This window comes from Streptomyces lothianensis (assembly GCF_047779955.1).
Taxonomy (GTDB): Bacteria; Actinomycetota; Actinomycetes; order Streptomycetales; family Streptomycetaceae; genus Streptomyces.
The window spans coordinates 103,086-129,696 of record NZ_JBLMKT010000022.1 but is presented as its reverse complement, the minus strand read 5'-3'; the positions used below and the strand labels follow the sequence as shown (position 1 = coordinate 129,696).

General features: G+C 70.8%; 24 protein-coding genes. 23 read left to right on the top strand and 1 reads right to left on the bottom strand.

The window, feature by feature from the left end; genetic code table 11:
* The first annotated feature begins 33 nt into the window (after window positions 1-33).
* From mltG to nusB, 9 genes are all read left to right on the top strand, one after another.
* Entirely contained in the window at window positions 34-1,830 is a 1,797-nt protein-coding gene (mltG, locus tag ACLF6P_RS05710) for an endolytic transglycosylase MltG (protein WP_415948567.1), read from the top strand.
* Window positions 1,830-2,660, top strand: a complete 831-nt coding sequence (locus ACLF6P_RS05705) for a shikimate dehydrogenase (RefSeq protein ID WP_415948565.1) — start codon at window positions 1,830-1,832, stop codon at window positions 2,658-2,660. The genes mltG and ACLF6P_RS05705 overlap by 1 nt, the downstream gene beginning before the upstream one ends.
* A gap of 150 nt (window positions 2,661-2,810) precedes the next feature.
* Window positions 2,811-3,995 (top strand): chorismate synthase, encoded by a 1,185-nt coding sequence (gene aroC, locus ACLF6P_RS05700; protein WP_415948563.1) that lies wholly within the window; start codon window positions 2,811-2,813, stop codon window positions 3,993-3,995.
* Entirely contained in the window at window positions 3,992-4,504 is a 513-nt protein-coding gene (locus ACLF6P_RS05695) for a shikimate kinase (RefSeq protein WP_415948562.1), read from the top strand. Before aroC ends, ACLF6P_RS05695 begins: the two co-directional genes overlap by 4 nt.
* Complete coding sequence (gene aroB, locus ACLF6P_RS05690; RefSeq protein WP_415948560.1) at window positions 4,501-5,595, top strand: 3-dehydroquinate synthase; 1,095 nt, start codon at window positions 4,501-4,503, stop codon at window positions 5,593-5,595. The genes ACLF6P_RS05695 and aroB overlap by 4 nt, the downstream gene beginning before the upstream one ends.
* Window positions 5,596-5,779: 184 nt before the next feature.
* Entirely contained in the window at window positions 5,780-6,679 is a 900-nt protein-coding gene (locus tag ACLF6P_RS05685; RefSeq protein WP_415948559.1) for a Pro-rich N-terminal domain-containing protein, read from the top strand.
* Between the two features lie 142 nt (window positions 6,680-6,821).
* On the top strand, window positions 6,822-7,928 hold the full coding sequence (locus ACLF6P_RS05680) for an aminopeptidase P family protein (RefSeq protein WP_415948558.1): 1,107 nt from the start codon (window positions 6,822-6,824) through the stop codon (window positions 7,926-7,928).
* 51 nt (window positions 7,929-7,979) lie between these two features.
* Window positions 7,980-8,546 carry an elongation factor P gene (gene efp / locus ACLF6P_RS05675; protein ID WP_415948557.1) on the top strand — a complete coding sequence of 189 codons (567 nt, stop codon included), beginning with the start codon at window positions 7,980-7,982 and terminating at the stop codon, window positions 8,544-8,546.
* A 2-nt stretch (window positions 8,547-8,548) separates the two neighbouring features.
* Window positions 8,549-8,983: a transcription antitermination factor NusB gene (gene nusB, locus ACLF6P_RS05670; RefSeq protein ID WP_415948555.1), complete on the top strand. Its 435-nt coding sequence runs from the start codon at window positions 8,549-8,551 to the stop codon at window positions 8,981-8,983.
* A gap of 143 nt (window positions 8,984-9,126) precedes the next feature.
* Here the strand turns inward: nusB and bldD are convergent, their stop codons facing one another.
* The gene (gene bldD / locus ACLF6P_RS05665) at window positions 9,127-9,627 is read right to left on the bottom strand and encodes a transcriptional regulator BldD (protein WP_415948554.1); all 501 of its coding nucleotides are present in this window, start codon (window positions 9,625-9,627) and stop codon (window positions 9,127-9,129) included.
* Between the two features lie 228 nt (window positions 9,628-9,855).
* Here bldD and pyrR point away from each other — a divergent pair, with 228 nt between their 5' ends.
* From pyrR to ACLF6P_RS05595, 14 genes are all read left to right on the top strand, one after another.
* On the top strand, window positions 9,856-10,464 hold the full coding sequence (pyrR, locus tag ACLF6P_RS05660) for a bifunctional pyr operon transcriptional regulator/uracil phosphoribosyltransferase PyrR (RefSeq protein ID WP_415948553.1): 609 nt from the start codon (window positions 9,856-9,858) through the stop codon (window positions 10,462-10,464).
* 107 nt (window positions 10,465-10,571) lie between these two features.
* Window positions 10,572-11,552 (top strand): aspartate carbamoyltransferase catalytic subunit, encoded by a 981-nt coding sequence (locus tag ACLF6P_RS05655; RefSeq protein ID WP_415948552.1) that lies wholly within the window; start codon window positions 10,572-10,574, stop codon window positions 11,550-11,552.
* A gap of 2 nt (window positions 11,553-11,554) precedes the next feature.
* Window positions 11,555-12,841, top strand: coding sequence for a dihydroorotase (locus ACLF6P_RS05650; RefSeq protein WP_415948550.1), 1,287 nt, complete (start codon window positions 11,555-11,557; stop codon window positions 12,839-12,841).
* A gap of 26 nt (window positions 12,842-12,867) precedes the next feature.
* Window positions 12,868-13,518, top strand: a complete 651-nt coding sequence (locus tag ACLF6P_RS05645; protein WP_415948634.1) for a PH-like domain-containing protein — start codon at window positions 12,868-12,870, stop codon at window positions 13,516-13,518.
* Window positions 13,515-14,690, top strand: coding sequence for a glutamine-hydrolyzing carbamoyl-phosphate synthase small subunit (carA, locus tag ACLF6P_RS05640; protein ID WP_415948549.1), 1,176 nt, complete (start codon window positions 13,515-13,517; stop codon window positions 14,688-14,690). Before ACLF6P_RS05645 ends, carA begins: the two co-directional genes overlap by 4 nt.
* Entirely contained in the window at window positions 14,683-17,991 is a 3,309-nt protein-coding gene (gene carB, locus ACLF6P_RS05635) for a carbamoyl-phosphate synthase large subunit (protein WP_415948548.1), read from the top strand. Before carA ends, carB begins: the two co-directional genes overlap by 8 nt.
* Window positions 17,992-18,075: 84 nt before the next feature.
* Window positions 18,076-19,179 (top strand): quinone-dependent dihydroorotate dehydrogenase, encoded by a 1,104-nt coding sequence (locus ACLF6P_RS05630; protein WP_415948546.1) that lies wholly within the window; start codon window positions 18,076-18,078, stop codon window positions 19,177-19,179.
* Window positions 19,176-20,000, top strand: a complete 825-nt coding sequence (gene pyrF, locus ACLF6P_RS05625; protein WP_415948545.1) for an orotidine-5'-phosphate decarboxylase — start codon at window positions 19,176-19,178, stop codon at window positions 19,998-20,000. The genes ACLF6P_RS05630 and pyrF overlap by 4 nt, the downstream gene beginning before the upstream one ends.
* A gap of 274 nt (window positions 20,001-20,274) precedes the next feature.
* On the top strand, window positions 20,275-20,598 hold the full coding sequence (locus ACLF6P_RS05620; RefSeq protein ID WP_005319887.1) for an integration host factor: 324 nt from the start codon (window positions 20,275-20,277) through the stop codon (window positions 20,596-20,598).
* A 38-nt stretch (window positions 20,599-20,636) separates the two neighbouring features.
* A complete protein-coding gene (gene gmk, locus ACLF6P_RS05615) occupies window positions 20,637-21,194 on the top strand; it encodes a guanylate kinase (RefSeq protein WP_415948543.1) in 558 nt (185 codons plus the stop codon).
* A 53-nt stretch (window positions 21,195-21,247) separates the two neighbouring features.
* Window positions 21,248-21,520, top strand: a complete 273-nt coding sequence (gene rpoZ / locus ACLF6P_RS05610) for a DNA-directed RNA polymerase subunit omega (RefSeq protein WP_004948662.1) — start codon at window positions 21,248-21,250, stop codon at window positions 21,518-21,520.
* A 103-nt stretch (window positions 21,521-21,623) separates the two neighbouring features.
* Window positions 21,624-22,826 (top strand): bifunctional phosphopantothenoylcysteine decarboxylase/phosphopantothenate--cysteine ligase CoaBC, encoded by a 1,203-nt coding sequence (gene coaBC, locus ACLF6P_RS05605; protein WP_415948541.1) that lies wholly within the window; start codon window positions 21,624-21,626, stop codon window positions 22,824-22,826.
* A gap of 250 nt (window positions 22,827-23,076) precedes the next feature.
* Window positions 23,077-24,285, top strand: a complete 1,209-nt coding sequence (gene metK, locus ACLF6P_RS05600) for a methionine adenosyltransferase (RefSeq protein WP_415948540.1) — start codon at window positions 23,077-23,079, stop codon at window positions 24,283-24,285.
* Between the two features lie 143 nt (window positions 24,286-24,428).
* The gene (locus tag ACLF6P_RS05595) at window positions 24,429-26,585 is read left to right on the top strand and encodes a primosomal protein N' (RefSeq protein WP_415948538.1); all 2,157 of its coding nucleotides are present in this window, start codon (window positions 24,429-24,431) and stop codon (window positions 26,583-26,585) included.
* The last annotated feature ends 26 nt before the right edge of the window (window positions 26,586-26,611 follow it).

The following is a 26,611-nucleotide window of genomic DNA, read 5'->3' as shown; positions in this document are numbered from 1 at the left end:
TCCGGCAGCCGTCTCGCGGCTCGTAGGGGATCGATGACTGAGTATGGCCGGGGCCGGGGCCCCGAACCGTGGCATCCCGAGGACCCGTTGTACGGGGACCAGGGATGGTCGGGACAGCAGGCCGCCGACGGCCACAGTCCCTACGGCGGCCAGCCGCAGCAGCAGTACCCGCAGCAGCAGTACCCGCAGCAGCCACAGCAGTACGACACCGGACAGCACTACAACGGCGGACAGCACTACGACACCGGCCGGCAGGGCTACGCCTACGACACCGGTCAGCAGGCGACGTACGGCGGCGGCGCCCAGTCCTCGTACGGCACGTCTGCTCCGTACGACACCGGACAGCAGGCCACGTACGACACCGGTCAGCAGGCCACGTACGGCCGCAGCGCGCAGAGCGGCTATCCGCAGCAGGGCTACGAGGGCGGCTGGGAGAGCGGACAGCAGCCCTCCTACGGCGCGGGCCCCGACCCCTACGCGGAGCCCGCGCAGTACGGCTCCGAGCTCCCCGACCACTACCGCACGCCCGAGGCGTATCCGCCGCCCGAGCCGCCGGGCCGCCGCCGTGCGGTGCCCGAGAAGACGCCCGAGTGGGACCCGGGGCCGGACCAGGGCGAGCACGCGTTCTTCGCGGGCGGTGGGGACGATGACGATGAAGACGACTCCGACGACGACGGTCGCGGGCGCGGCGGTCGTGGCCGCGGCGGGAAGGACGAGCGGCGCGGGCGCGGCGGCAGGAAGGGCCGCAGCGGCATCGCCTGCCTGGTCGTGGCGACGGTGTTCGCCGGCGGCATCGCGGGTGTCGGCTACTTCGGCTATCAGTTCGTCCAGGACCGCTTCGGTGCGGCCGAGGACTACTCCGGCAGCGGCAACGGCGAGAGCGTGTCGGTGGTCATCCCCAAGGGCGCGGGCGGCAACCGGATCGGACAGATCCTGAAGGACGCCGGCGTCGTGGCCAGCGTCGATGCCTTCTCCGCCGCTCAGGCGGAGAACCCGAAGGGGCTCGGCATCCAGGCGGGTTCGTACATCCTGCAGAAGGAGATGTCCGCCGCGGCCGCCGTTGAGCTGATGCTCGACCCGAAGAGCCGCAACAACTTCATGGTCATCCCCGGTGACCGCAATACGAAGATCTACAAGGAGATCGACAAGCGCACCGGGCAGAAGGAAGGCACCACGGCGAAGTACGCCAAGGAGCACTGGAAGGAACTCGACCTTCCCGAGTGGGCGAAGAAACCGGACAAGAACGTCAGGGACCCGCTCGAAGGCTTCCTGCTCCCGGGCACCTACCCGGTCGCCGACGACATGAAGCCCGAGGACGCGCTCAAGGAGATGGTGGCGGGCTCGACCGCGCTCCTGAAGAAGTACGACCTCGAGGCGGAGGCGAAGGAGCTGGGCCTCGACAGCCCGCTCGACGTCCTCACCGTGGCGAGCATCATCCAGAAGGAAGGCAGCGAGCAGGACTTCGGGAAGATCTCCCGCGTCATCTACAACCGCAAGAAGCTCGACAACCCGGAGACCTACGGCCTCCTGGACATGGACTCCACGGTCAACTACGTACGCGGCGAGTCCAAGCTCGGCATCGGTTCGGTCGACCACCTGCGCGAGATCGAGGACCCGTACAACACGTACTGGCCGGGTGCGAAGGGCCTGCCGCCGGGTCCGATCAGCACCTTCAAGAAGGAGGCGCTGGAGGCCGCGATGAACCCGGTCGACGGCAAGTGGAACTACTTCGTCTCCATCAACGAGAACGAGACACTGTTCGCCGTGACGAACGCGGAGCACGAGCGCAACCGGCAGAAGTACCTTGAGGAACAAAAGAAGAAGGACTGATGGCTGATGTGCGAAGGCGGGCCGCGGTTCTCGGCTCGCCCATCGCCCACTCGCTCTCGCCGGTGCTGCACCGGGCGGCGTACGAGCGGCTGGGCCTGCGCGACTGGTCCTACGAGCGCTTCGAGGTCGACGAGGCAGGACTTCCCGCCTTCCTCGAAGGCCTCGACGGGCAGTGGGCCGGCCTCTCCCTGACCATGCCGCTCAAGCGGGCCGTACTGCCGCTGTTGGACGAGGTCAGTGAGACCGCCGCCTCGGTGGAGGCCGTCAACACGGTGGTGTGCACCGAGGACGGCCGGCGCCTCGGCGACAACACCGACATCCCGGGGATGATCGCGGCGCTGCGCGAGCACGGCGTCGAGCAGGTGGAGACCGCGGCGGTCCTGGGCGCCGGCGCCACCGCATCGTCCGCGCTGGCTGCGCTCGCCCGGATTTGCACGGGCGAGGTCGTCGCGTACGTACGCAGCGAGACGCGGGCCCGGGAGATGCGGCAGTGGGGTGAGCGGCTGGACGTCGCGGTGCGCACCGCCGACTGGAGCGAGGCGGCCGCCGCGCTGGAGGCGCCGCTGGTGATCGCCACGACCCCGGCAGGGACCACCGACGAGCTGGCCAGATCGGCACCCGAACGCCCCGGCACGCTCTTCGACGTCCTCTACGAGCCGTGGCCGACCGAGCTGGCCGCCCGCTGGTCGATGTTCGGCGGAGCGGTGGTCAGCGGCCTCGACCTGCTGGTGCACCAGGCGGTCCTGCAGGTCGAACAGATGACGGGCCGCGCCCCGGCGCCCCTCGGCGCGATGCGCAAGGCAGGGGAGCGGGCGCTGGCGGAGCGCTAGTCCCAGGGCGGCGCTGCATTGCGCCGTCCCGTCTGCTGGACCGGCGGGCGGCGCGGGTCGCAGGGCGTGGGAGGATCTACGGGAGGCGGGCCAGGGCCGCGCACCCGGGTCGCGCCGTCGCTGTAGCAGGCGCGAGCATGAGGAGCACCGTTGAGCAGGTTGCGTTGGCTGACCGCGGGCGAGTCCCACGGCCCCGCACTCGTGGCGACCCTTGAGGGGCTGCCCGCGGGCGTCCCGATCACGACCGAGATGGTGGCGGACCACCTGGCCAGGCGGCGGCTCGGCTATGGCCGCGGTGCGCGGATGAAGTTCGAGCAGGACGAGATCACCTTCCTGGGCGGTGTCCGGCACGGTCTCTCGCTCGGCTCCCCGGTCGCGATCATGGTGGGCAACACCGAGTGGCCCAAGTGGGAGCAGGTCATGTCGGCCGACCCGGTCGACCCGGAGATCCTGGACGGGCTCGCGCGCAACGCGCCGTTGACCCGCCCGCGTCCCGGTCACGCGGACCTCGCGGGCATGCAGAAGTACGGTTTCGACGAGGCCCGGCCGATCCTGGAGCGCGCCTCCGCGCGCGAGACCGCGGCCCGCGTGGCGCTGGGTGCGGTCGCCCGTTCGTACCTCAGGGAGACCGCCGGGATCGAGATTGTCTCGCATGTGGTCGAGCTGGCCGCCGCGAAGGCCCCGTACGGCGTGTACCCGACCCCGGCCGATGTCGAGAAGCTCGACGCCGATCCGGTGCGCTGCCTGGACGCGGACGCGTCGAAGGCGATGGTCGCCGAGATCGACCAGGCCCACAAGGACGGTGACACCCTCGGCGGTGTGGTCGAAGTCCTCGCCTACGGTGTTCCCGTCGGCCTCGGCTCGCACGTCCACTGGGACCGCCGCCTGGACGCCCGGCTGGCCGCCGCGCTGATGGGCATCCAGGCCATCAAGGGTGTCGAGGTCGGCGACGGCTTCGACCTGGCCCGCGTCCCCGGTTCCCAGGCGCACGACGAGATCGTGCGGACCGAGGACGGCGTGCAGCGTTCCACCGGCCGCTCCGGCGGTACCGAGGGTGGCCTGACCACCGGTGAACTGCTGCGCGTACGGGCTGCGATGAAGCCCATCGCCACCGTGCCGCGCGCGCTCGCCACCATCGACGTGGCCACGGGTGAGGCGGCGAAGGCACACCATCAGCGCTCCGACGTGTGTGCTGTTCCGGCCGCCGGAATCGTCGCCGAGGCCATGGTCGCCCTGGTCCTCGCGGACGCCGTGGCCGAGAAGTTCGGCGGCGACAGCGTCCCCGAGACCCGGCGCAACGTACAGACGTACCTCGACCACCTGCACATCCGATGAGCCCGCGGATCGTCCTCGTCGGCCCGATGGGTGTGGGCAAGACGACCGTCGGCGAACTGCTCGCCGAGCGGCTCGGCTGCACCTTCCGCGACACCGACGCCGACATCGTGGCCGGCGAGGGCCGGGAGATCTCGGACATCTTCATCGAGGAGGGCGAGGAGCACTTCCGCGGCCTGGAACGCGCGGCCGTCCGCGAGGCGCTCCTCGGCCACGACGGCGTGCTCGCCCTCGGCGGCGGCGCCGTCCTCGACGCGGGCACGCGGGAGCTGCTCGCCGAGCACGCCGTCGTCTACCTCTCGATGGACGTCGAGGAAGCCGTCAGGCGCACCGGCCTCAACGTGGCCCGGCCGCTGCTCGCGGTCAATCCGCGCAAACAGTGGCGCGAGCTCATGGAAGCGCGCCGCCCCTTGTACCAGGAAGTCGCCCGTGTCGTGGTCGCCACCGACGGCCGGGCCCCCGAAGAGGTCGCCGAGGCGGTCCTCGAAGCTCTGGAGTTGAAGCAGGCATGACCGAGCAGCAGGTGACCCGGATCCAGGTCGGCGGCACCGCGGGAAGCGACCCGTACGAGGTCCTTGTCGGCCGTTCGCTGCTCGGTGAACTGGGCGGTCTGATCGGCGAGCAGGCGCAGCGCGTCGCGCTCATCCACCCGGAGGCGCTCGCCGAGACCGGTGACGCCATCCGTGCCGACCTCGCCGAGCAGGGCTACGAGGCCGTGGCCATCCAGGTGCCCAACGCCGAGGAGGCCAAGACCGCCGAGGTCGCCGCGTACTGCTGGAAGGCGCTCGGCCAGACCGGCTTCACTCGCAGCGATGTGATTGTGGGCGTCGGCGGCGGTGCCACCACCGACCTCGCCGGATTCGTGGCCGCGACCTGGCTGCGCGGGGTGCGCTGGATCGCCCTGCCGACGACCGTGCTCGGCATGGTGGACGCGGCGGTCGGCGGCAAGACCGGGATCAACACAGCCGAGGGCAAGAACCTCGTCGGCTCCTTCCACCCGCCGGCCGGGGTGCTCTGCGACCTCGCGGCCCTGGACTCGCTGCCGGTCAACGACTACGTGTCCGGGCTCGCCGAGATCATCAAGGCCGGCTTCATCGCCGACCCGGTGATCCTCGACCTGATCGAGCAGGACCCGGCGGCCGCCCGTACGCCCGGGGGGCCGCACACCGCCGAGCTGATCGAGCGGTCGATCCGGGTCAAGGCCGAGGTCGTCTCCAGCGACCTCAAGGAGTCCGGCCTGCGGGAGATCCTCAACTACGGCCACACCCTGGCCCACGCGATCGAGAAGAACGAGCGCTACAAGTGGCGGCACGGCGCGGCCGTCTCCGTCGGCATGGCCTTCGCGGCCGAACTCGGCCGGCTCGCGGGCCGGCTCGACGATGCCACGGCCGACCGGCACCGCAGCGTCCTGGAGTCGGTGGGACTGCCGCTTTCGTACCGGCACGACCAGTGGCCCAAGCTCCTGGAGACGATGAAGGTGGACAAGAAGTCCCGCGGCAACCTGCTGCGTTTCATCATCCTGGACGGGATCGGCAAGCCCGCGGTCCTCGAAGGCCCCGACCCGGCGGTTCTGCTCGCCGCATACGGCGAGGTTTCCTCGTAATCCAGCCATTCGGGCACTTTCCTCCGCCCCCGGCCGTTCACACAACGGCGGCCGGGGGCGGTACCGTTCCGTGAGAGCCGGCGCCGGGGGAGCTCCCCGGTGACGGCTCGGGACCCGACGCCGAGTTCCGCCCGACGGGCGCCGGACCGGCGCCAGTCGCAGTGACGAGACGGAGTGGCACCGGATGCAACACGCAGTGGGCAACCCGCTGCCGCCCCATCGGCCGGGGCAGGGCCCCGCAGGACCGCACCCCGTCGCGCCCGCGCCGGGCGCCGTGGTCCCGCCGGCCGGTCCGCCGCCGCCCGTGGTGGCGCCCCCTCCGGCCGCGCCGCCCACGGCGAGCTTCCACAACGGTCCGGCACCGCAGCAGGCGCCGCCGCAGCCCGCCCCGCCGCAGCCCGCCCCGGCCCAGCAGCCGCAGCCCCCACCCATATCGCGGGACACCACCGGCCATGTCCAGCTGCCGCCCGGCGGGCCCGTCGCCGTGCCCAGTCCTCCGCAGGGCCAGGCCCCCGTAGACACCGGCGGCACCACCCTCGCCGTTCTCCTCATCGGCCCGGCCGGTGCGGGCAAGACCTCCGTGGCCAAGTACTGGGCCGAGCACCGCAGGGTGCCGACGGCGCACATCAGCCTCGACGACGTACGGGAATGGGTGCGCTCCGGCTTCGCCGACCCGCAGTCCGGGTGGAACGACAACTCGGAGGCCCAGTACCGGCTCGCCCGCCGCACCTGCGGCTTCTCGGCCCGCAACTTCCTGGCCAACGGCATCTCCTGCATCCTCGACGACGCGGTCTTCCCGGACCGCCCCGTCGTGGGGCTCGGCGGCTGGAAGCGGCATGTGGGACCGGGACTGCTGCCCGTCGTGCTCCTTCCCGGCCTGGAGATCGTCCTGGAGCGCAACCGGCAGCGCAGCGGCAACCGGCGGCTCACCGACGAGGAAGTCGCCCGTATCCACGGCCGGATGGCCGGCTGGTACGGCTCCGGCCTGCCGATCATCGACAACTCGCACTACGACGTGCCCGGCACGGCCCGCGTCCTCGACGAGGTGCTCGCCCGCTCCATCGCCAGCCCGCCGAAGTGGTGAGCCGCAGGGCCGTGCGCGGGCCCCGGCCCGCCGCTCGCTGAGACGGCAGGGCGCCTCGGCCCGCCGACCCCGCGCGGCGGCCCGGCGCCCGGTCGGACGCACTGACCGGGCAGCCCCGCGCCCACGCTCGTACGCTCGGTTCATGTCCGAGGTGTACGCGGCCCGCAGGGCGCGGTTGAGGGAGCGGTGGACGGCCGGCGGCAGCGCGGCGGCCGTCGTCTCACGCCCCGCCAACGTCCGTTATCTCGCGGGCTCCTCGCCCGAGGGAGCCGTGCTGCTGCTCGGCCCGCGCGAGGATCTCCTGCTGTGCGGCCAGGTGCCCACCGGCGAACCCGCCGATGGCCGGGCGGACGAACAGCTCACGCTCCAGGTCATCGGCGCACCGGACGGCGACGCGGCCGTGGCCGCCGCCGACCTGGCCGCGGCCGCGGGCGCCGAATCGCTCGCGGTCGAGGAGCACCACCTGACCGTCGCCCGGCACCGGGCGCTCGCCTCCGTCGCCCCGCGGCTGCGCCTGGCCGACCTCGGCGGCGCCGTCGAGCAGCTGCGGCTCGTCAAGGACGAGGAGGAGATCTCCTGTCTGCGGATCGCCGCCGAGATCACCGACCAGGCGCTCGGCGAGCTTCTGGAGTCGATTCTTGTCGGCCGCACCGAGCGGCACCTGGCGCTCGAACTCGAACGCCGCCTCGTCGACCACGGCGCCGACGGGCCCGCCTTCGCGACCTCCGTCGCCACCGGAGCGAACTCCGGCCGGGGCGGCCACCGGCCGTCCGACCGCAGGGTCGAAGAGGGCGACTTCCTCAGCGTCTGCCTCGGCGCCAACTACCGCGGGTACCGCTGCGAGATCGGCCGGACCTTCGTCATCGGCACCTCCCCGGCCGACTGGCAGATCGAGCTCTACGACCTCGTGTTCGCCGCGCAGCGGGCGGGCCGGGAGGCGCTCGCACCGGGCGTCGCCTACCGCGATGTCGACCATGCGGCCCGTCAGGTACTGGACTCCGCCGGGTATGCGGAACAGCTTCCGGCGGCCACCGGACACGGTGTCGGGCTGGAAATCGGTGAGGACCCGAAATTGGCGCCCACGGCCATGGGTAAACTGGACGCTTGCGTGCCGGTCACCGTCGAACCGGGGGTCCACCTCCCGGGACGGGGCGGAGTCCGGATCGATGACACGCTCGTCGTACGCCCCGAGGCGGACGGCGGACCCGAGCTACTCACCATCACGACCAAGGAACTGCTCGCGCTCTAGTGTGCGGGCGGAACCTCGGTCCCACCAGTCCAGTCCAGGAGATCCGCAACCGTGGCTTCCACGAACGACCTCAAGAACGGCATGGTGCTCAAGCTCGACGGGGGCCAGCTCTGGTCCGTCGTCGAGTTCCAGCACGTCAAGCCCGGCAAGGGCCCGGCCTTCGTGCGCACCAAGCTCAAGAACGTGCTGTCCGGCAAGATCGTCGACAAGACGTTCAACGCCGGCGTCAAGGTCGAGACGGCCACTGTCGACAAGCGTGACATGCAGTTCTCGTACATGGACGGCGAGTACTTCGTCTTCATGGACATGCAGACGTACGACCAGCTGCACGTCGACAAGAAGGCCGTCGGCGACGCGGCCAACTTCCTGATCGAGGGCTTCACCGCCACCGTCGCGCAGCACGAGGGCGAGGTGCTCTTCGTCGAGCTGCCGGCCGCCGTCGAGCTCGTCATCCAGGAGACCGAGCCGGGCGTCCAGGGCGACCGCTCCACCGGTGGCACCAAGCCCGCCATCCTCGAGACCGGCCACCAGATCAATGTTCCGCTGTTCATCACGACCGGCGAGAAGATCAAGGTCGACACCCGTGACAGCAGCTACCTCGGCCGGGTGAACAGCTAACCGTGGCTGCCCGCAATACGGCTCGCAAGCGCGCCTTCCAGATCCTCTTCGAGGCGGATCAGCGCGGCACCGACGTGGCCACGGTCCTCGCGGACTGGATCCGGCACTCCAAGTCGGACACCCGGCAGCCGCCCGTCAGCGCGTACACGATGGAGCTCGTCGAGGGGTATGTGGAGCATGCTGCCCGGATCGACGAGCTGATCAGCCAGTACGCCGTCGGGTGGACGCTCGACCGGATGCCCGCGGTGGACCGCAACATTCTGCGGCTCGGCGCGTTCGAGCTGGTCTGGGTCGACGGTACGCCCGATGCGGTCGTCCTCGACGAGGCTGTGCAGCTCGCCAAGGAGTTCTCCACGGACGAGTCGCCGTCCTTCGTCAACGGCCTGCTCGGCCGGCTGAAGGACCTGAAGCCTTCGCTTCGGCGGGACGAGGCGTAGGCGCCGCGTCCGGCACGCCGGGAGCCCGCAGCGCATTGTGCGTTGCGGGCTCCCGGCGTTCGCGGCCTCCGGCCGACCAACGACAAACCGCCTGGTGCGGGGGCGGAGCCCCGCGCCAGGCGGCACGTTTCTGCAGTGAGGGCTCAGGCCTCGTCGTGGGAGACGGCACGGCGCGCGTCCGCGTCCAGGACGCCCCAGCTGATCAGCTGCTCGGTGAGCACCGAGGGCGACTGGTCGTAGATCACGGCGAGGGTGCGCAGGTCGTCCTGACGGATCGAGAGCACCTTGCCGTTGTAGTCACCGCGCTGCGACTGGATCGTCGCCGCATAGCGCTGCAGCGGCCCCGCCTTCTCCTGCGGGACGTGCGCCAGGCGCTCCAGGTCGAGCACGAGCTTCGGCGGCGGTTCGGCGGCCCCGCCGGGGGTCGTGCCCGGGAGCAGCTCCTGCACCGGGACACCGTAGAAATCGGCCAGCTCGGCCAGCCGCTGTACGGTCACGGCGCGGTCGCCACGCTCGTACGAACCGACCACGACCGCCTTCCAGCGTCCTTGGGACTTCTCCTCCACACCGTGAAGGGAGAGGCCCTGCTGGGTGCGGATCGCTCGAAGCTTCGCCCCGAGCTGTTTGGCGTATTCGCTGGACATATAGCTCCCGGACACCGTTTCGATCTGCGGCGGACTTGAGCCTGCCGCATGGCTGGTAACTCACTGTGATGTTACGCAGCGTTACGTCCCCGCGTCAAGCCGAAAGGTCCGTACCCTCCCTTCGGAGGGACCGTGAACTGCGCGGTTGCCGTTTGCTGGTAGCCTGGTGGGCGCAATGACGACGTCCTTTAAGGTCCGTCCCGTGAGGCGGAGAAGGAGGTCCTTTTCATGGACTCATCTGCGGCATCCGATGCTGCCCGGCCCGTTCTCGAAGGCCCGGACATCGCGCGGGTTCTGACCCGCATCGCCCACGAGATCGTCGAACGCGCCAAGGGCGCCGACGATGTGGTGCTCCTCGGCATTCCCACCCGCGGCGTCTTCCTCGCCCGGCGCCTGGCCGACAAGCTCGAAGAGATCACCGGACTGGGGATCCCGGTCGGCTCGCTCGACATCACCATGTACCGCGACGACCTGCGGATGCACCCGCCGCGGGCGCTCGCGCGCACCGACATCCCGGCCGACGGCATCGACGGACGCCTCGTCGTCCTCGTCGACGACGTGCTCTTCTCCGGCCGCACCATCCGCGCCGCCCTCGACGCGCTGAACGACATCGGCCGGCCGCGCGCCGTGCAGCTCGCCGTTCTCGTGGACCGCGGCCACCGCGAGCTGCCGATCCGCGCCGACTACGTCGGCAAGAACCTCCCCACGTCGCTGCGGGAGGCGGTCAAGGTCCAGCTCGCCGAGGAGGACGGCCGCGATGCCGTGCTGCTCGGCGAGAAGCAGACCGCCGAGAAGCAGACCGCCGAGAAGCAGACCGCCCCGGCCGGCGAGCGCTAGCACTCCTCCCACGGTCCGCCAGGACCTTCCGTGCTCACGCACGCCCGCATGCCCCTGGATCCGGGGGAGACCCGGAACCTCCAGAACTGCCTTACGGAGCCTTCCAGATGATGCGTCACCTCATCTCGGCCGCCGACCTCACCCGCGACGAAGCCGTACTGATCCTCGACACCGCCGAGGAGATGGCCCGGGTCGCAGACCGGCCGATCAAGAAACTTCCCGCCCTGCGCGGCCGCACGATCTGCAATCTGTTCTTCGAGGACTCGACCCGCACCCGGATCTCCTTCGAGGCCGCCGAGAAGCGGCTGTCCGCCGATGTCATCAACTTCGCGGCCAAGGGGTCCTCGGTGTCCAAGGGCGAGTCCCTCAAGGACACCGCGCAGACCCTGGAGGCGATGGGCGTGGACGCCGTCGTCATCCGCCACGGCGCCTCCGGCGCCCCGTACCGTCTGGCTAACTCCGGCTGGATCGACGCCCCGGTGATCAACGCCGGTGACGGCACCCACCAGCACCCCACCCAGGCGCTGCTCGACGCGTTCACCATGCGCCGCCGCCTGGTCGGGCCCGACGCCGGCATCGGCCAGGACCTGTCCGGCAAGCAGGTCACCGTCGTCGGCGACATCCTGCACAGCCGTGTGGCCCGCTCCAATGTCGATCTGCTGCACACCCTGGGCGCCCAGGTCACCCTGGTCGCCCCGCCGACCCTCCTGCCGGTCGGCATGGACAGCTGGCCCTGCGAGGTCTCGTACGACCTCGACGCCGTCCTGCCGAAGAGCGACGCCGTGATGATGCTCCGCGTGCAGCGCGAGCGGATGAACGCCGCCTTCTTCCCGACCGAGCGCGAGTACAGCCGCCGCTACGGCCTGGACGGCGACCGCATGGCGAAGATGCCCGAGCACGCCATCGTGATGCACCCCGGCCCGATGGTCCGCGGCATGGAGATCACCGCCGAGGTCGCCGACTCCCCGCGCTGCACCGTCATCGAACAGGTCGCAGGCGGTGTGCACACCCGTATGGCGGTCCTCTACCTGCTTCTCGGCGGCAACGAGCCCGCCGTCACCCACGCACGTCCCGAGGAGAGCAAGTAACCATGAGCAAGATCCTGATCCGCGGTGCGAAGGTCCTGGGTGGCGAACCGCAGGACGTGCTGATCGACGGGGAGACCATTGCCGAGGTCGGCAGCGGCCTGTCCGACGAGGGCGCCACGGTCGTAGAGGCGGACGGCAAGATCCTCCTGCCCGGCCTCGTCGACCTGCACACCCACCTGCGCGAGCCCGGCCGTGAGGACTCCGAGACCGTCCTGACCGGCACCAAGGCCGCCGCCAAGGGCGGCTGGACCGCCGTGCACGCCATGGCCAACACCTTTCCCGTCGCCGACACCGCCGGCGTCGTCGAGCAGGTCTGGCGGCTCGGCAAGGAGTCCGGCTACTGCGATGTGCAGCCCATCGGCGCCGTCACCGTGGGCCTCGAAGGCAAGCAGCTCGCCGAGCTCGGCGCCATGCACGAGTCCGCCGCCGGCGTCATGGTCTTCTCCGACGACGGCAAGTGCGTGGACGACGCGGTGATGATGCGCCGCGCCCTGGAGTACGTGAAGGCTTTCGACGGTGTCGTCGCCCAGCACGCCCAGGAGCCGCGCCTGACCGAGGGCGCCCAGATGAACGAGGGCGTCGTCTCCGCCGAGCTGGGCCTCGGCGGCTGGCCCGCCGTGGCCGAGGAGTCGGTCATCGCCCGCGATGTGCTGCTCGCCGAGCACGTCGGCTCCCGCGTGCACATCTGCCACCTCTCCACCGCCGGCTCCGTCGAGATCGTCCGCTGGGCCAAGTCCCGCGGCATCGACGTCACCGCCGAGGTCACCCCGCACCACCTGCTCCTCACCGACGAGATGGTGCGCACGTACAACCCGGTCTACAAGGTCAACCCGCCGCTGCGCACCGAGCGCGACGTCCTGGCGCTGCGCGAGGCCCTCGCCGACGGCACCATCGACATCGTGGCCACCGACCACGCCCCGCACCCGCACGAGGACAAGGACTGCGAGTGGGCCGCCGCCGCCATGGGCATGGTGGGCCTGGAGACCGCGCTGTCCGTCGTCCAGCACACGATGGTCGACACCGGTCTGCTCGACTGGGCGGGCGTCGCCGAGCGCATGTCCGCCAACCCTGCGAGGATCGGCCGTCTCGCCGGCCACGGACGCCCCGTCTCGGCAGGTGAGCCGGCCAACCTCACGCTGCTCGATCCCGCCTACCGTGGGCCCGTGGACTCCGCGGAATTCGCCTCCCGCAGCCGCAACACCCCGTACGAGGGTCTTGAGCTGCCCGGGCGCGTCACCCACACCTTCCTGCGGGGCCGCGCGACGGTCGTCGACGGGAACCTGGCGTGAGCACCTACAGCACCTTCATCAGCTTCATCACCCCCAACACTGTCAATACCCACAGCACCTACCTCATCACCGCGGAACAGAAGTCGGCCGAGGTCACCGACTGGGCGGCACGGATCGGCTGGGTCGTCGGACTCCTGCTCTTCATCGCCCTCGTCTACTGGCTGATGCGCCAGGGCTGGAAGTGGCGCGGCACCCTCCAGGGCGATCTGCCCGAGCTGCCCGCCCGCCCGTCGCCCGCCACCACCCTCGACGGAGGCGGCAAGCCGCCGCTGCCTGGAATGCCGTCCGGGCGAGGTCCGGCGAGACTTGAGCTGAGCGGCCGGTACCACGGGTCCACCACGGCCGGGCAGTGGCTCGACCGGATCGTGGCCCACGGTCTCGGCACCCGCAGCCGCGTCGAGCTCACGCTCACGGACGAGGGCCTGGATGTCGTACGCCCCGGGGCGCAGGACTTCTTCATCCCGGCCGGCGCCCTGCGCGGGGCGCGGCTCGACAAGGGCATCGCGGGCAAGGTGCTCGCCGAGGGCGGTCTCCTGATCGTCACCTGGGAGCACGGCGGCAGGCAGCTCGACTCCGGCTTCCGCTCCGACCGGGCGGCCGAGCACGCCGCCTGGGTCGAGGCCATCAACTCCATGACAGCGAACACGAGCACGACCAGCACGGAAGGCGCACGATGACGACCTCCACCAGGGGAGCCCGCACGCAGGCCGCTCCCGCCGTACTCGTCCTGGAGGACGGCCGGATCTTCCGCGGCCGTTCCTACGGGGCCGTGGGGGAGACCTTCGGCGAAGCCGTGTTCTCCACCGGCATGACCGGCTACCAGGAGACACTGACCGACCCCTCGTACCACCGGCAGGTCGTCGTGATGACGGCCCCGCACGTCGGCAACACCGGTGTGAACGACGAGGACCCCGAGTCGGGCCGCATCTGGGTCTCGGGCTATGTCGTACGCGACCCCGCACGCGTCCCCTCGAACTGGCGGGCCAGGCGCTCGCTCGACGAGGAGCTGGCGAACCAGGGCGTCGTCGGGATCTCCGGCGTCGACACCCGCGCCCTCACCCGCCACCTGCGCGAACGCGGCGCGATGCGCGTCGGTATCTTCTCCGGTGAGGCCGTCGCCGACGACGCGGCGCTGCTCGCCCGGGTCAAGGAAGCCCCGCAGATGAAGGGCGCGAACCTCTCCGCCGAGGTCGCCACCAAGGAGACCTACGTGGTTCCCGCGGTCGGCCCCGACGGCGAAGCCGTCCCGATCGGCACGGCGAAGTTCACGGTCGCCGCCGTGGACCTCGGCATCAAGGGCATGACCCCGCAGCGGATGGCCGAGCGCGGCATCGAGGTGCACGTGCTGCCCGCCACCGCCACCGCCGAGGACATCTACGCGGTGAACCCGGACGGCGTGTTCTTCTCCAACGGTCCCGGCGACCCGGCGACCGCCGACCACCCGGTCTCCGTGATGCGGGCCGTGCTCGAACGCAGGACGCCGCTGTTCGGCATCTGCTTCGGCAACCAGATCCTGGGCCGCGCGCTCGGCTTCGGCACGTTCAAGCTGAAGTACGGCCACCGCGGCATCAACCAGCCGGTGCAGGACCGCACCACCGGCAAAGTCGAGGTCACCGCGCACAACCACGGCTTCGCCGTGGACGCCCCGCTCGACAAGGTGAGCGAGACCCCCTACGGCCGCGCCGAGGTCTCCCACGTCTGCCTGAACGACCAGGTCGTCGAGGGCCTGCAGCTGCTCGACCAGCCGGCCTTCAGCGTCCAGTACCACCCGGAGGCGGCGGCCGGTCCGCACGACGCCGCCTACCTGTTCGACCGCTTCGTACAGCTCATGGAGGGCCAGCGTGCCTAAGCGCACCGATATCCAGTCCGTCCTGGTCATCGGCTCCGGCCCGATCGTCATCGGCCAGGCAGCCGAGTTCGACTACTCCGGCACGCAGGCCTGCCGCGTCCTGAAGGCCGAGGGCCTGCGGGTCATCCTGGTCAACTCCAACCCGGCCACGATCATGACCGACCCGGAGATCGCCGACGCCACCTACGTCGAGCCGATCACCCCGGAGTTCGTCGAGAAGATCATCGCCAAGGAGCGCCCGGACGCCCTGCTGCCCACCCTCGGCGGCCAGACGGCCCTCAACACGGCCATCTCGCTGCACGCCGCGGGCACCCTCGAGAAGTACGACGTCGAACTGATCGGCGCCAACGTCGAGGCGATCAACAAGGGCGAGGACCGCGACCTGTTCAAGGAGGTCGTGGAGGAGGTCAACCGCAAGATCGGGCACGGCGAGTCCGCCCGCTCGGTGATCTGCCACACCATGGACGAGGTCCTCGACGGCGTCGAGCAGCTCGGCGGCTACCCGGTCGTCGTCCGCCCCTCCTTCACCATGGGCGGCGCGGGCTCCGGCTTCGCGCACGACGAGGAGGAGCTGCGCCGCATCGCGGGCCAGGGCCTCACGCTCTCGCCGACCACCGAGGTGCTCCTGGAGGAGTCCATCCTCGGCTGGAAGGAGTACGAGCTGGAGCTGATGCGCGACAAGAACGACAACGTCGTGGTCGTCTGCTCCATCGAGAACTTCGACCCGATGGGTGTGCACACCGGTGACTCGATCACCGTCGCCCCGGCGATGACGCTCACCGACCGCGAGTACCAGGTGCTGCGCGACGTCGGTATCGCGATCATCCGCGAGGTCGGCGTCGACACCGGCGGCTGCAACATCCAGTTCGCGGTGAACCCCGAGGACGGCCGGGTCATCGTCATCGAGATGAACCCGCGCGTCTCCCGCTCCAGCGCCCTGGCGTCGAAGGCCACCGGCTTCCCGATCGCGAAGATCGCGGCGAAGCTGGCCGTCGGCTACACGCTCGACGAGATCCCGAACGACATCACGGAGAAGACCCCGGCGTCCTTCGAGCCCACGCTCGACTACGTGGTCGTCAAGGCTCCGCGCTTCGCGTTCGAGAAGTTCCCCTCCGCCGACCCGAGTCTCACCACGACCATGAAGTCGGTCGGCGAGGCCATGGCCATCGGCCGCAACTTCACCGAGGCGCTGCAGAAGGCGCTGCGCTCCCTGGAGAAGAAGGGCTCGCAGTTCGACTTCACCGGCCCGGTCGGCGACAAGGCCGTCATCCTGGAGGAGGCCCAGCGCCCCACGGACGGCCGGATCAACACCGTCATGCACGCGATCCGCGCCGGTGCCACCCAGGAGGAGGTCTTCGAGTCCACGAAGATCGACCCCTGGTTCGTGGACCAGCTCTTCCTCATCAAGGAGATTGCCGACGAGCTGGCCGCCGCCGAGCGCCTCGACGCCGATCTGCTCGCCCACGCCAAGCGGCACGGTTTCTCCGACGCCCAGATCGCGGACATCCGCGGCCTGCGCGAGGACGTGGTCCGTGAGGTCCGGCACGCGCTCGGAGTCCGCCCGGTCTACAAGACGGTCGACACCTGCGCCGCCGAGTTCGCCGCGAAGACCCCGTACTTCTACTCCTCCTACGACGAGGAGAACGAGGTCGCCCGGCGCACCAAGCCCGCGGTGATCATCCTGGGCTCCGGCCCGAACCGCATCGGCCAGGGCATCGAGTTCGACTACTCCTGCGTCCACGCCTCCTTCGCGCTGAGCGACGCGGGCTACGAGACCGTGATGGTCAACTGCAACCCGGAGACCGTCTCCACGGACTACGACACCAGCGACCGGCTGTACTTCGAGCCGCTCTCGCTCGAGGACGTCCTGGAGATCGTGCACGCCGAGCAGCAGGCGGGCCCGCTCGCCGGTGTCATCGTGCAGCTCGGCGGCCAGACGCCGCTGGGGCTCTCGCAGGCGCTCAAGGACAACGGCGTGCCGGTCGTGGGCACCTCCCCGGAGGCCATCCACGCCGCCGAGGACCGCGGCGCCTTCGGCCGCGTGCTCGCCGAGGCCGGCCTGCCCGCGCCCAAGCACGGCACGGCGACCACCTTCGCCGAGGCAAAGACGATCGCCGACGAGATCGGCTACCCCGTCCTCGTCCGCCCCTCGTACGTGCTCGGCGGCCGCGGCATGGAGATCGTCTACGACGAGACCCGCCTCGCCGCGTACATCGAGGAGTCCACCGAGATCAGCCCCTCGCGGCCGGTGCTCGTGGACCGCTTCCTCGACGACGCCATCGAGATCGACGTGGACGCGCTCTACGACGGCACCGAGCTCTACCTCGGCGGCGTCATGGAGCACATCGAGGAGGCCGGTATCCACTCCGGTGACTCGGCCTGCGCGCTGCCGCCGATCACCCTGGGCGGCTTCGACATCAAGCGGCTGCGCGCCTCGACCGAGGGCATCGCCAAGGGCGTCGGCGTGCGCGGACTGATCAACATCCAGTTCGCGATGGCCGGCGACATCCTCTACGTCCTTGAGGCCAACCCGCGCGCCTCGCGCACCGTCCCCTTCACCTCGAAGGCGACCGCGGTGCCGCTGGCGAAGGCCGCCGCGCGGATCTCGCTCGGCGCCACCATCGCCGAACTGCGCGAGGAGGGCCTGCTGCCGGGGCAGGGCGACGGCGGCACGCTCCCCATGGACGCGCCGATCTCCGTCAAGGAGGCCGTCATGCCGTGGTCGCGCTTCCGCGACATCCACGGCCGCGGCGTGGACACCGTGCTCGGCCCGGAGATGCGCTCCACGGGCGAGGTCATGGGCATCGACTCGGTCTTCGGCACGGCCTACGCCAAGTCGCAGGCCGGTGCGTACGGTCCGCTGCCCACCGGCGGCCGGGCGTTCATCTCGGTCGCCAACCGCGACAAGCGCTCGATGATCTTCCCGGCGCGCGAGCTGGTCGCGCACGGCTTCGAGCTGCTCGCCACCTCCGGCACGGCCGAGGTGCTCAAGCGCAACGGCATCAACGCGCAGATCGTGCGCAAGCAGTCCCAGGGCGAGGGCCCGAACGGCGAGAAGACCATCGTCCAGCTGATCCACGAGGGTGAGGTCGACCTGATCGTCAACACCCCGTACGGCACCGGCGGCCGCCTCGACGGCTACGAGATCCGCACCGCCGCCGTCGCCCGCGGCGTCCCGTGCCTCACCACGGTCCAGGCGCTCGCCGCGGCCGTCCAGGGCATCGACGCACTCCACCACGGCGACGTGGGCGTGCGCTCCCTGCAGGAACACGCGGAACACCTGACCGCGGCCCGCGACTAGCACCGAGGGAGAGGGGGATACCGGAAACGGTGTCCCCCTCTTCACGAGGCACCTAGGCACCCTCCAAGGACATCGGACATCCCCATGTACAAGCTGTTCTTCAACCTGGTCTTCAAGCGCATGGACCCCGAGCAGGCCCACCATCTGGCCTTCCGCTGGATCCGCCTCGCGGCCCGTGTCCCGGTCCTGCGCACCTTCCTCGCCGCCGTGCTCGCCCCGCGCTTCCGGGAGCTGCGAACCGAGGCGCTCGGGCTGCGGATGCACGGCCCGTTCGGGCTCGCGGCCGGCTTCGACAAGAACGCCGTCGCGGTCGACGGCATGGCGATGCTCGGATTCGACCACATCGAGATCGGCACCGTCACCGGCGAGGCACAGCCGGGAAACCCCAAGCGGCGGCTGTTCCGCCTGGTGCCGGACCGCGCCCTGATCAACCGCATGGGCTTCAACAACGAGGGCTCGCTCGCGGTCGCGGCACGCCTGGCCTCCCGCGAGGCCGTCTTCCGTACGACCGTCGGCGTGAACATCGGCAAGACGAAGGTGGTGCCGGAGGCCGAGGCCGTCGGCGACTACGTGAAGTCCACCGAGCGGCTCGCCCAGTTCGCCGACTACCTCGTCGTCAACGTGTCCTCGCCCAACACCCCAGGACTGCGCAACCTGCAGGCCACCGAGGCCCTGCGGCCGCTGCTCACGGCCGTACGCGAGGCCGCGGACCGCACGGTCGCCTCGCGCCGGGTCCCGCTCCTGGTGAAGATCGCCCCCGATCTCGCGGACGAGGACGTGGACGCCGTCGCGGACCTGGCCGTGGAGCTGGGCCTGGACGGCATCATCGCCACCAACACCACCATCGGCCGGGAGGGACTGCTCAGCGACCCGGCGCTGACCGCGGAGACCGGCGGCCTGTCCGGCGCACCCCTCAAGGAGCGCTCCCTGGAGGTCCTGCGCCGCCTCTACGCCCGTGTGGGCGACCGGATCACCCTCGTCGGCGTCGGCGGCATCGAGAACGCCGAGGACGCCTGGCAGCGGATCCTCGCCGGCGCCACCCTCGTCCAGGGCTACAGCGCCTTCATCTACGAGGGCCCCTTCTGGATGCGCGCCATGCACAAGGGCCTGGCCGCCCGCCTGAACAACTCCCCGTACGCGACGCTGGCCGAAGCGGTCGGCGCCGACACGCGAAAGGTCTCCGCATGAGCATCGAATCCTTCGGCAGCCGCCTGCGCCGGGCGATGGACGAGCGCGGGCCGCTGTGCGTCGGCATCGACCCGCACGCCTCGCTGCTCGAAGCATGGGGCCTGCCCGACACGGTCGACGGTCTGGAGCGCTTCTCGCGCACCGTGGTCGACGCGCTCGGGGAGACGGTCGCGGTGTTCAAGCCGCAGGCGGCGTTCTTCGAGCGCTTCGGCTCCAAGGGCGTGGCGGTCCTGGAGGCGACCGTCGCCGAGGCCCGCGGGGCGGGCGCGCTGGTGTGCATGGACGCCAAGCGCGGAGACATCGGCTCGACGATGGCCGCGTACGCCGAGGCGTACCTGCGCAAGGACTCGCCGCTCTTCTCCGACGCGCTGACGGTCTCGCCCTACCTCGGATACGGCTCGCTCAAGCCCGCCGTGGACCTTGCACGCGAGAACGGCGCGGGTCTCTTCGTGCTCGCGCTCACCTCCAACCCGGAGGGCGGCGAGGTGCAGCACGCCCTGCGCGCGGACGGCCGCAACGTCGGCGCGACGATGCTGGCGCACCTGGCCGAGGAGAACGCGGGCGCCACCCCGCTCGGCTCCTTCGGCGCGGTCGTCGGCGCCACGCTCGGTGACCTCTCCTCGTATGACCTGGACATCAACGGACCGCTGCTCGCCCCCGGGATCGGCGCGCAGGGGGCGACTCCGGCCGATCTGCCGAAGGTCTTCGGCTCCGCGGTCCGCAATGTCGTGCCCAATGTGAGCCGGGGTGTCCTGAAGCACGGACCGTCGGCGAAGGCGCTGCGTGCGGCGGCGGCGGAGTTCGCCGATCAGCTGAGGTAGAGCTTTCGCATCGTTGCATCAGGCAATCGCCCGCGTTCGGACACGTATTTGACGTAGCGGAGCCAGAAATCGGGGGCGAATTGCCCGAAATGTATAGTTCAACAGAGGCTGACCTGGACTTTTCCGCTGTTCTCGCTGACTGGAGCGGTCCTGGCCGCTAGTCTCCGTCGGGAGTGCACGGGTGCTGTTTGGCTCGTTGCTCCCCAGGTGCGGGGCTGTCAGGGTTCCTCACCGGTCCGTATCCGATCAGTTCGACAACCGAGGTGACGTAGGCGTGGCTCTTCCGCCCCTTACCCCTGAACAGCGCGCAGCCGCGCTCGAAAAGGCCGCCGCGGCTCGCCGGGAGCGGGCCGAGGTCAAGAATCGACTCAAGCACTCCGGCGCCTCCCTTCACGAGGTCATCAAGCAGGGCCAGGAGAACGACGTCATCGGCAAGATGAAGGTCTCCGCCCTCCTCGAGTCGCTGCCCGGCGTGGGCAAGGTCCGCGCCAAGCAGATCATGGAGCGTCTCGGGATCTCCGAGAGCCGGCGTGTGCGAGGCCTCGGCTCCAACCAGATCGCGTCCTTGGAGCGCGAGTTCGGCGGCGGTGCCGCCTGACGGTCTCAGGCACACCTGAGAACCTGGATAATCGCTGTATGAGTGAACGTCCGCGGCTGACCGTGCTCTCCGGCCCCTCCGGGGTCGGCAAGAGCACGGTCGTCGCCCATATGCGCAAGGAACACCCCGAGGTCTGGCTCTCCGTCTCGGCGACGACACGGAAGCCGCGCCCCGGGGAGAGGCACGGCGTCCAGTACTTCTTCGTCACCGACGACGAGATGGACAAGCTGATCGCCAATGGCGAGCTGCTCGAATGGGCCGAATTCGCGGGCAACCGCTACGGCACACCGCGCGGCGCCGTCCTGGATCGTCTCGAGGCCGGTGAGCCGGTGCTGCTCGAGATCGATCTGCAGGGCGCCCGGCTCGTACGCGAGTCGATGCCCGAGGCGCAGCTCGTCTTCCTCGCCCCGCCCAGCTGGGAGGAGCTGGTCCGCCGCCTCACCGGCCGCGGCACCGAGGCTCCCGAGGTCATCGAGCGCCGCCTCGAAGCGGCCCGGGTCGAACTCGCCGCCGAGTCGGAGTTCGATACGACCCTTGTCAATACCTCCGTCGAGGACGTGGCCCGCGAGCTGCTAGCCTTGATGAACGTTGTGTGATCAGGCTTGACTGTCTGATCTTCCTGATTTTCTCCATCTTCGGAAGGTAGAGCGTGTCCTCTTCCATCACCGCGCCCGAGGGCATCATCAACCCGCCGATCGACGAGCTCCTCGAGGCCACCGACTCGAAGTACAGCCTCGTGATCTACGCGGCCAAGCGCGCGCGTCAGATCAACGCGTACTACTCGCAGCTCGGCGAGGGTCTCCTCGAGTACGTCGGTCCGCTGGTGGACACCCACGTCCACGAGAAGCCGCTCTCGATCGCGCTGCGCGAGATCAACGCCGGTCTGCTGACCTCCGAGGCCATCGAGGCCCCGGCCCAGTAGTCGCACCGGCGACCAGCAGTTCCTTCACCACGGGCCCGGCAGCGCGACTGCCGGGCCCGTGGTGTGTCATGGAGACGAACCGGTTCATATGTGGGGAGAGGCAGTGGACAAGCCGAAGGTCGTCCTCGGGGTCAGCGGCGGGATCGCCGCGTACAAGGCGTGCGAGCTGCTGCGCCGGTTGACCGAGTCCGGTCATGACGTACGGGTCGTGCCGACCGCGTCCGCGCTCCACTTCGTCGGCTCCGCCACCTGGTCCGCGCTCTCCGGCAACCCCGTCTCGACCGAGGTCTGGTCCGATGTCCACGAGGTGCCGCACGTACGGATCGGCCAGCACGCCGACCTGGTGGTCGTCGCCCCGGCCACCGCCGACCTGCTCGCCAAGGCCGCCCACGGCCTCGCCGACGACCTGCTCACCAACACGCTCCTCACCGCCCGCTGCCCGGTGGTGTTCGCACCCGCGATGCACACCGAGATGTGGGAGCACCCCGCGACCCAGGAGAACGTGGCGACCCTGCGCCGCCGTGGCGCGATCGTCATCGAACCCGCCGTCGGGCGCCTCACCGGCGTCGACACCGGCAAGGGGCGGCTGCCCGAGCCCGGTGAGATCTTCGAGGTCTGCCGCCGGGTGCTCGCCCGCGGCACGGCCGAGGCGGACCTCGCGGGACAGCATGTCGTGATCAGCGCGGGCGGCACCCGCGAACCCCTCGACCCGGTCCGCTACCTCGGCAACCGCTCCTCCGGCAAGCAGGGCTACGCCCTCGCCCGTACGGCGGCGGCCCGCGGTGCCCGGGTCACGCTGGTCTCCGCGAACGCCGCCCTGCCCGATCCGGCGGGCGTCGACGTCGTCCACGTCGGCACCGCCGTGCAGCTGCGCGAGGCCGTCCTCAAGGCCGCCGCCGACGCGGACGCCGTGGTCATGGCGGCGGCCGTCGCCGACTTCCGGCCGGCCGAATACGCGACCGGGAAGATCAAGAAGCGGGACGACCGGGCGGACCCGACGATCAGCCTGGTCCGCAACCCCGACATCCTCGCGGAGATCTCCGCCGACCGAGCCCGCCCCGGCCAGGTGATCGTCGGCTTCGCCGCCGAGACCGACGACGTACTCGCCAACGGGCGCACCAAGCTCGAACGCAAGGGCTGCGATCTCCTGGTCGTCAACGAGGTCGGTGAACACAGGACCTTCGGCTCCGAGGAGAACGAAGCCGTCGTGCTCGGCGCCGACGGCTCCACCACCCCCGTGCCGTACGGACCGAAGGAAGGCCTGGCGGACGTGGTCTGGGATCTTGTGCGAGAACGGCTGGGATGAGTCGCGAGACGCCGGAGTTCGCCTGCGCGGGCGCCCCAAACCCGTGAAATACGGACGTCTGTACCCTGGCGGTGACCGATCTTCGTATCGCAGAATGCGGTGCCGCAGGTCACAGGGCATCCAGGAATCGAGACACTGCGCCCGCTGACCGGATGTGACCGATAAACTGGTCGACGAAGCAGTGCCGGGCGCAGCTCCCGGTCGCTTCGCCCATGATCAGCCAGCAGCCGCTGCAACCCCAGGGAGCGTTGTGTCCCGTCGTCTGTTCACCTCGGAGTCCGTGACCGAGGGCCACCCCGACAAGATCGCTGACCAGATCAGCGACACCATCCTCGATGCACTGCTTCGCGAGGACCCCACGTCCCGCGTGGCCGTGGAGACCCTGATCACCACGGGTCAGGTACATGTCGCGGGTGAGGTCACCACCAAGGCGTACGCGCCGATCGCGCAGCTGGTGCGCGACAAGATCCTCGAGATCGGCTACGACTCCTCGAAGAAGGGCTTCGACGGCGCCTCCTGCGGCGTCTCGGTGTCCATCGGCGCGCAGTCCCCCGACATCGCGCAGGGCGTCGACACGGCCTACGAGAAGCGGGTGGAGGGCGATGAGGACGAGCTGGACAAGCAGGGCGCCGGCGACCAGGGCCTGATGTTCGGCTACGCGAGCGACGAGACGCCCGAGCTGATGCCGCTGCCGATCCACCTCGCGCACCGGCTCTCGCGTCGCCTCTCGGACGTCCGCAAGAACGGGACCATCCCCTACCTGCGCCCCGACGGCAAGACCCAGGTCACCATCGAGTACGACGGTGACAAGGCGGTCCGCCTCGACACCGTGGTCGTCTCCTCGCAGCACGCGAGCGACATCGACCTGGAGTCGCTGCTCGCCCCCGACATCCGCGAGTTCGTGGTGGAGCCGGAGCTCAAGGCGCTCCTGGAGGACGGCATCAAGCTGGAGACCGACGGCTACCGTCTCCTGGTCAACCCCACCGGCCGCTTCGAGATCGGCGGGCCGATGGGTGACGCCGGCCTCACCGGCCGCAAGATCATCATCGACACCTACGGCGGCATGGCCCGCCACGGCGGCGGTGCGTTCTCGGGCAAGGACCCGTCCAAGGTGGACCGCTCGGCCGCGTACGCGATGCGCTGGGTCGCCAAGAACGTGGTCGCAGCCCAGCTCGCCTCGCGCTGCGAGGTGCAGGTCGCCTACGCGATCGGCAAGGCCGAGCCGGTCGGTCTGTTCGTCGAGACCTTCGGCACCAACGCCGTCCCGGTGGAGAAGATCGAGGAAGCCATCGGCGCGGTCTTCGACCTGCGCCCGGCCGCGATCATCCGCGACCTGGACCTGCTCCGCCCGATCTACTCCCAGACCGCCGCGTACGGCCACTTCGGCCGTGAGCTGCCGGACTTCACCTGGGAGCGCACCGACCGCGTCGACGCGCTGCGCAAGGCGGCGGGGCTGTAGTTCCCGCCCGACCCTCCTCACGGTGACGGCCTCGGACCCTCGGGTCCGGGGCCGTCACCGTGCTTTCTTGCCGTCTTCGCCTGTCGCGTCCGGCCGGGGCGACGTGAGCGCCGGTGTCAGTGCCGTCTGGTTAAGTTGGGGCCGTGAGCAGCGAGAACGACCGGCCCGGCAGCGACGCGCAGGACGCGGCGCCGGAGCAGCTCGCGCTCATCCGCGAGACCGTGCGCAAGGCGGCCGTGCCACGTGCGAAACCGCGCACCTGGCGTGGGGCGGACCTGGCCCCCGAGCTCCCGGTGGCCCGGGTGCTCGTCGACAAGGGTGTTCTGCACCTCGACCGCTACTTCGACTATGCGGTCCCCGCCGACCTGGATGCCGATGCACAGCCGGGCGTGCGGGTGCGCGTGCGGTTCGGGGCCGGGCGCGGTCGGGTGCACGGCGGACGGCGTGAGGGCGGCGGGCTGATCAGCGGCTATCTGATCGAGCGGCGCGCCGCATCCGACTACTCGGGCCCGCTGGCCGCGCTCGCCCAGGTCGTCTCGCCCGAGCCGGTGCTGAGCCCCGAACTGCTGGGGCTAGCACGGGCCGTAGCCGACCGGTACGCGGGCAGCCTCGCCGACGTACTGCAGCTGGCGATTCCGCCGCGCAGCGCCCGTGCGGAGGGCAAAGCCACCCCTTTGGCACCGCCCGCACCGGCGAAGCCCGCGCCCGGCACCTGGGAGCGGTACGGTCAGGGGCCCGCGTTCCTGGAGTCCCTCGCCTCCGGAGGGGCGCCGCGCGCCGTGTGGAACGCGCTGCCCGGGCCGTACTGGAGCGAGGAGCTGGCACGGGCCGTCGCCGCCACGCTTGCCTCCGGTCGGGGCGCGCTGGTCGTCGTACCCGACGGGAAGACCGCCGACCGCATCGACGCCGCGCTGAGAGCCGTTCTCGGCGAGGGACGCCATGCGCTGCTCACCGCGGACGCGGGACCGCAGAAGCGGTACGCGGAGTGGCTCGCGGTGCGCCGCGGCTCCGTACGGGCGGTGGTGGGCACCCGTGCGGCGATGTTCGCACCCGTGCAGCACCTCGGCCTGGTGGCGATCTGGGAGGACGGCGACGGCAACCACAGCGAGCCGCACGCACCGCAGCCCCATGCGCGCGATGTGCTGCTGTTGCGAGCCGCGCACGACAAGTGCGGTTTCCTGCTGGGCGGTTGGAGCTGCACCGTGGAGGCCGCGCAGCTGGTCGAGACGGGCTGGGCCAAACCGCTCGTCGCCGCGCGCGAGCAGGTGCGACGGGCCGCGCCCCTCGTTCGTACGGTCGGGGACGGCGATGTGGCCCGGGACGCGGGGGCGCGTGCGGCGAGGCTGCCCTCGCTCGCCTGGCAGGTCGCGAAGGAGGGGCTCAGCCGCGGGCCCGTCCTCGTTCAGGTGCCCCGAAGGGGCTATGTGCCCAGGCTTGCCTGCGGGCGGTGCCGGGAGCCCGCCCGCTGCCGGGAGTGTGCCGGGCCGCTGGAAGCGCGGGACGCGGGAGCGCTGCATTGCGCGTGGTGCGGGCGGAGCGAGGGGGAGTGGCACTGCCCCGAGTGCGGTTCGTTCCGGCTGCGCGCGCAGATCGTGGGGGCGCGGCGCACGGCCGAGGAGCTGGGGCGGGCGTTCCCCGCCGTGCCGGTGCGGACGTCCGGGCGCGAGCACCTGCTGGAATCGGTGCCCGGTCAGCCCGCGCTCGTCGTCTCGACGCCTGGCGCGGAGCCGGTCGCCGAGGGCGGATACGCGGCGGCGCTGCTGCTCGACGGGTGGACCATGCTCGGGCGGCCCGATCTGCGTGCCGGCGAGGAGGCGCTGCGGCGGTGGATCGCCGCTTCCTCGCTCGTACGGGAACAGGGCGCGGGCGGCACGGTCGTGGTCGTCGGGGAGCCGAGCCTGCGGCCGGTGCAGGCGCTGGTGCGCTGGGACCCCGTGGGCCACGCAGTACGGGAACTGGCCGAGCGGGCCGAGCTGGGCTTCCCGCCGGTCTCGCGGATGGCCTCCGTCGCCGGGCCCCCGTCGGCGCTGGCGGAGTTCCTGGCAGCGGCCGATCTGCCGCCCGACGCCGAGGTGCTCGGCCCGGTCCCGCTGCCTGTGACCGACCCCTCGCGACCGAGGCGCGCGGGTTCGGCGCCGGCCGGCGAGGCGTGGGAACGGGCGCTGGTACGGGTGCCCCCGGGCAGCGGCGCGGGCCTGGCCGCGGCCCTGAAGTCCGCGCAGGCCGCGCGGATGGCGCGGGCAGGGGCGGGGGCGGAGCAGGGAGTGCGGATCCGGATCGATCCACCGGACATCGGCTGACGAACCCGGGCCGTCCGGGGTTCCGG

Excerpts from the sequence above, each read along its gene's own strand:
- carA (WP_415948549.1), top strand. The coding sequence starts at position 13,515 with ATGACGACCTCCACCAGGGGAGCCCGCACGCAGGCCGCTCCCGCCGTA.
- ACLF6P_RS05680 (WP_415948558.1), top strand. The coding sequence starts at position 6,822 with ATGTCCGAGGTGTACGCGGCCCGCAGGGCGCGGTTGAGGGAGCGGTGG.
- aroB (WP_415948560.1), top strand. The coding sequence starts at position 4,501 with ATGACCGAGCAGCAGGTGACCCGGATCCAGGTCGGCGGCACCGCGGGA.
- ACLF6P_RS05655 (WP_415948552.1), top strand. The coding sequence starts at position 10,572 with ATGATGCGTCACCTCATCTCGGCCGCCGACCTCACCCGCGACGAAGCC.
- ACLF6P_RS05695 (WP_415948562.1), top strand. The coding sequence starts at position 3,992 with ATGAGCCCGCGGATCGTCCTCGTCGGCCCGATGGGTGTGGGCAAGACG.
- pyrR (WP_415948553.1), top strand. The coding sequence starts at position 9,856 with ATGGACTCATCTGCGGCATCCGATGCTGCCCGGCCCGTTCTCGAAGGC.
- mltG (WP_415948567.1), top strand. The coding sequence starts at position 34 with ATGACTGAGTATGGCCGGGGCCGGGGCCCCGAACCGTGGCATCCCGAG.
- ACLF6P_RS05650 (WP_415948550.1), top strand. The coding sequence starts at position 11,555 with ATGAGCAAGATCCTGATCCGCGGTGCGAAGGTCCTGGGTGGCGAACCG.
- pyrF (WP_415948545.1), top strand. The coding sequence starts at position 19,176 with ATGAGCATCGAATCCTTCGGCAGCCGCCTGCGCCGGGCGATGGACGAG.
- ACLF6P_RS05630 (WP_415948546.1), top strand. The coding sequence starts at position 18,076 with ATGTACAAGCTGTTCTTCAACCTGGTCTTCAAGCGCATGGACCCCGAG.
- ACLF6P_RS05685 (WP_415948559.1), top strand. The coding sequence starts at position 5,780 with ATGCAACACGCAGTGGGCAACCCGCTGCCGCCCCATCGGCCGGGGCAG.
- bldD (WP_415948554.1), bottom strand. The coding sequence starts at position 9,627 with ATGTCCAGCGAATACGCCAAACAGCTCGGGGCGAAGCTTCGAGCGATC.
- gmk (WP_415948543.1), top strand. The coding sequence starts at position 20,637 with ATGAGTGAACGTCCGCGGCTGACCGTGCTCTCCGGCCCCTCCGGGGTC.
- ACLF6P_RS05705 (WP_415948565.1), top strand. The coding sequence starts at position 1,830 with ATGGCTGATGTGCGAAGGCGGGCCGCGGTTCTCGGCTCGCCCATCGCC.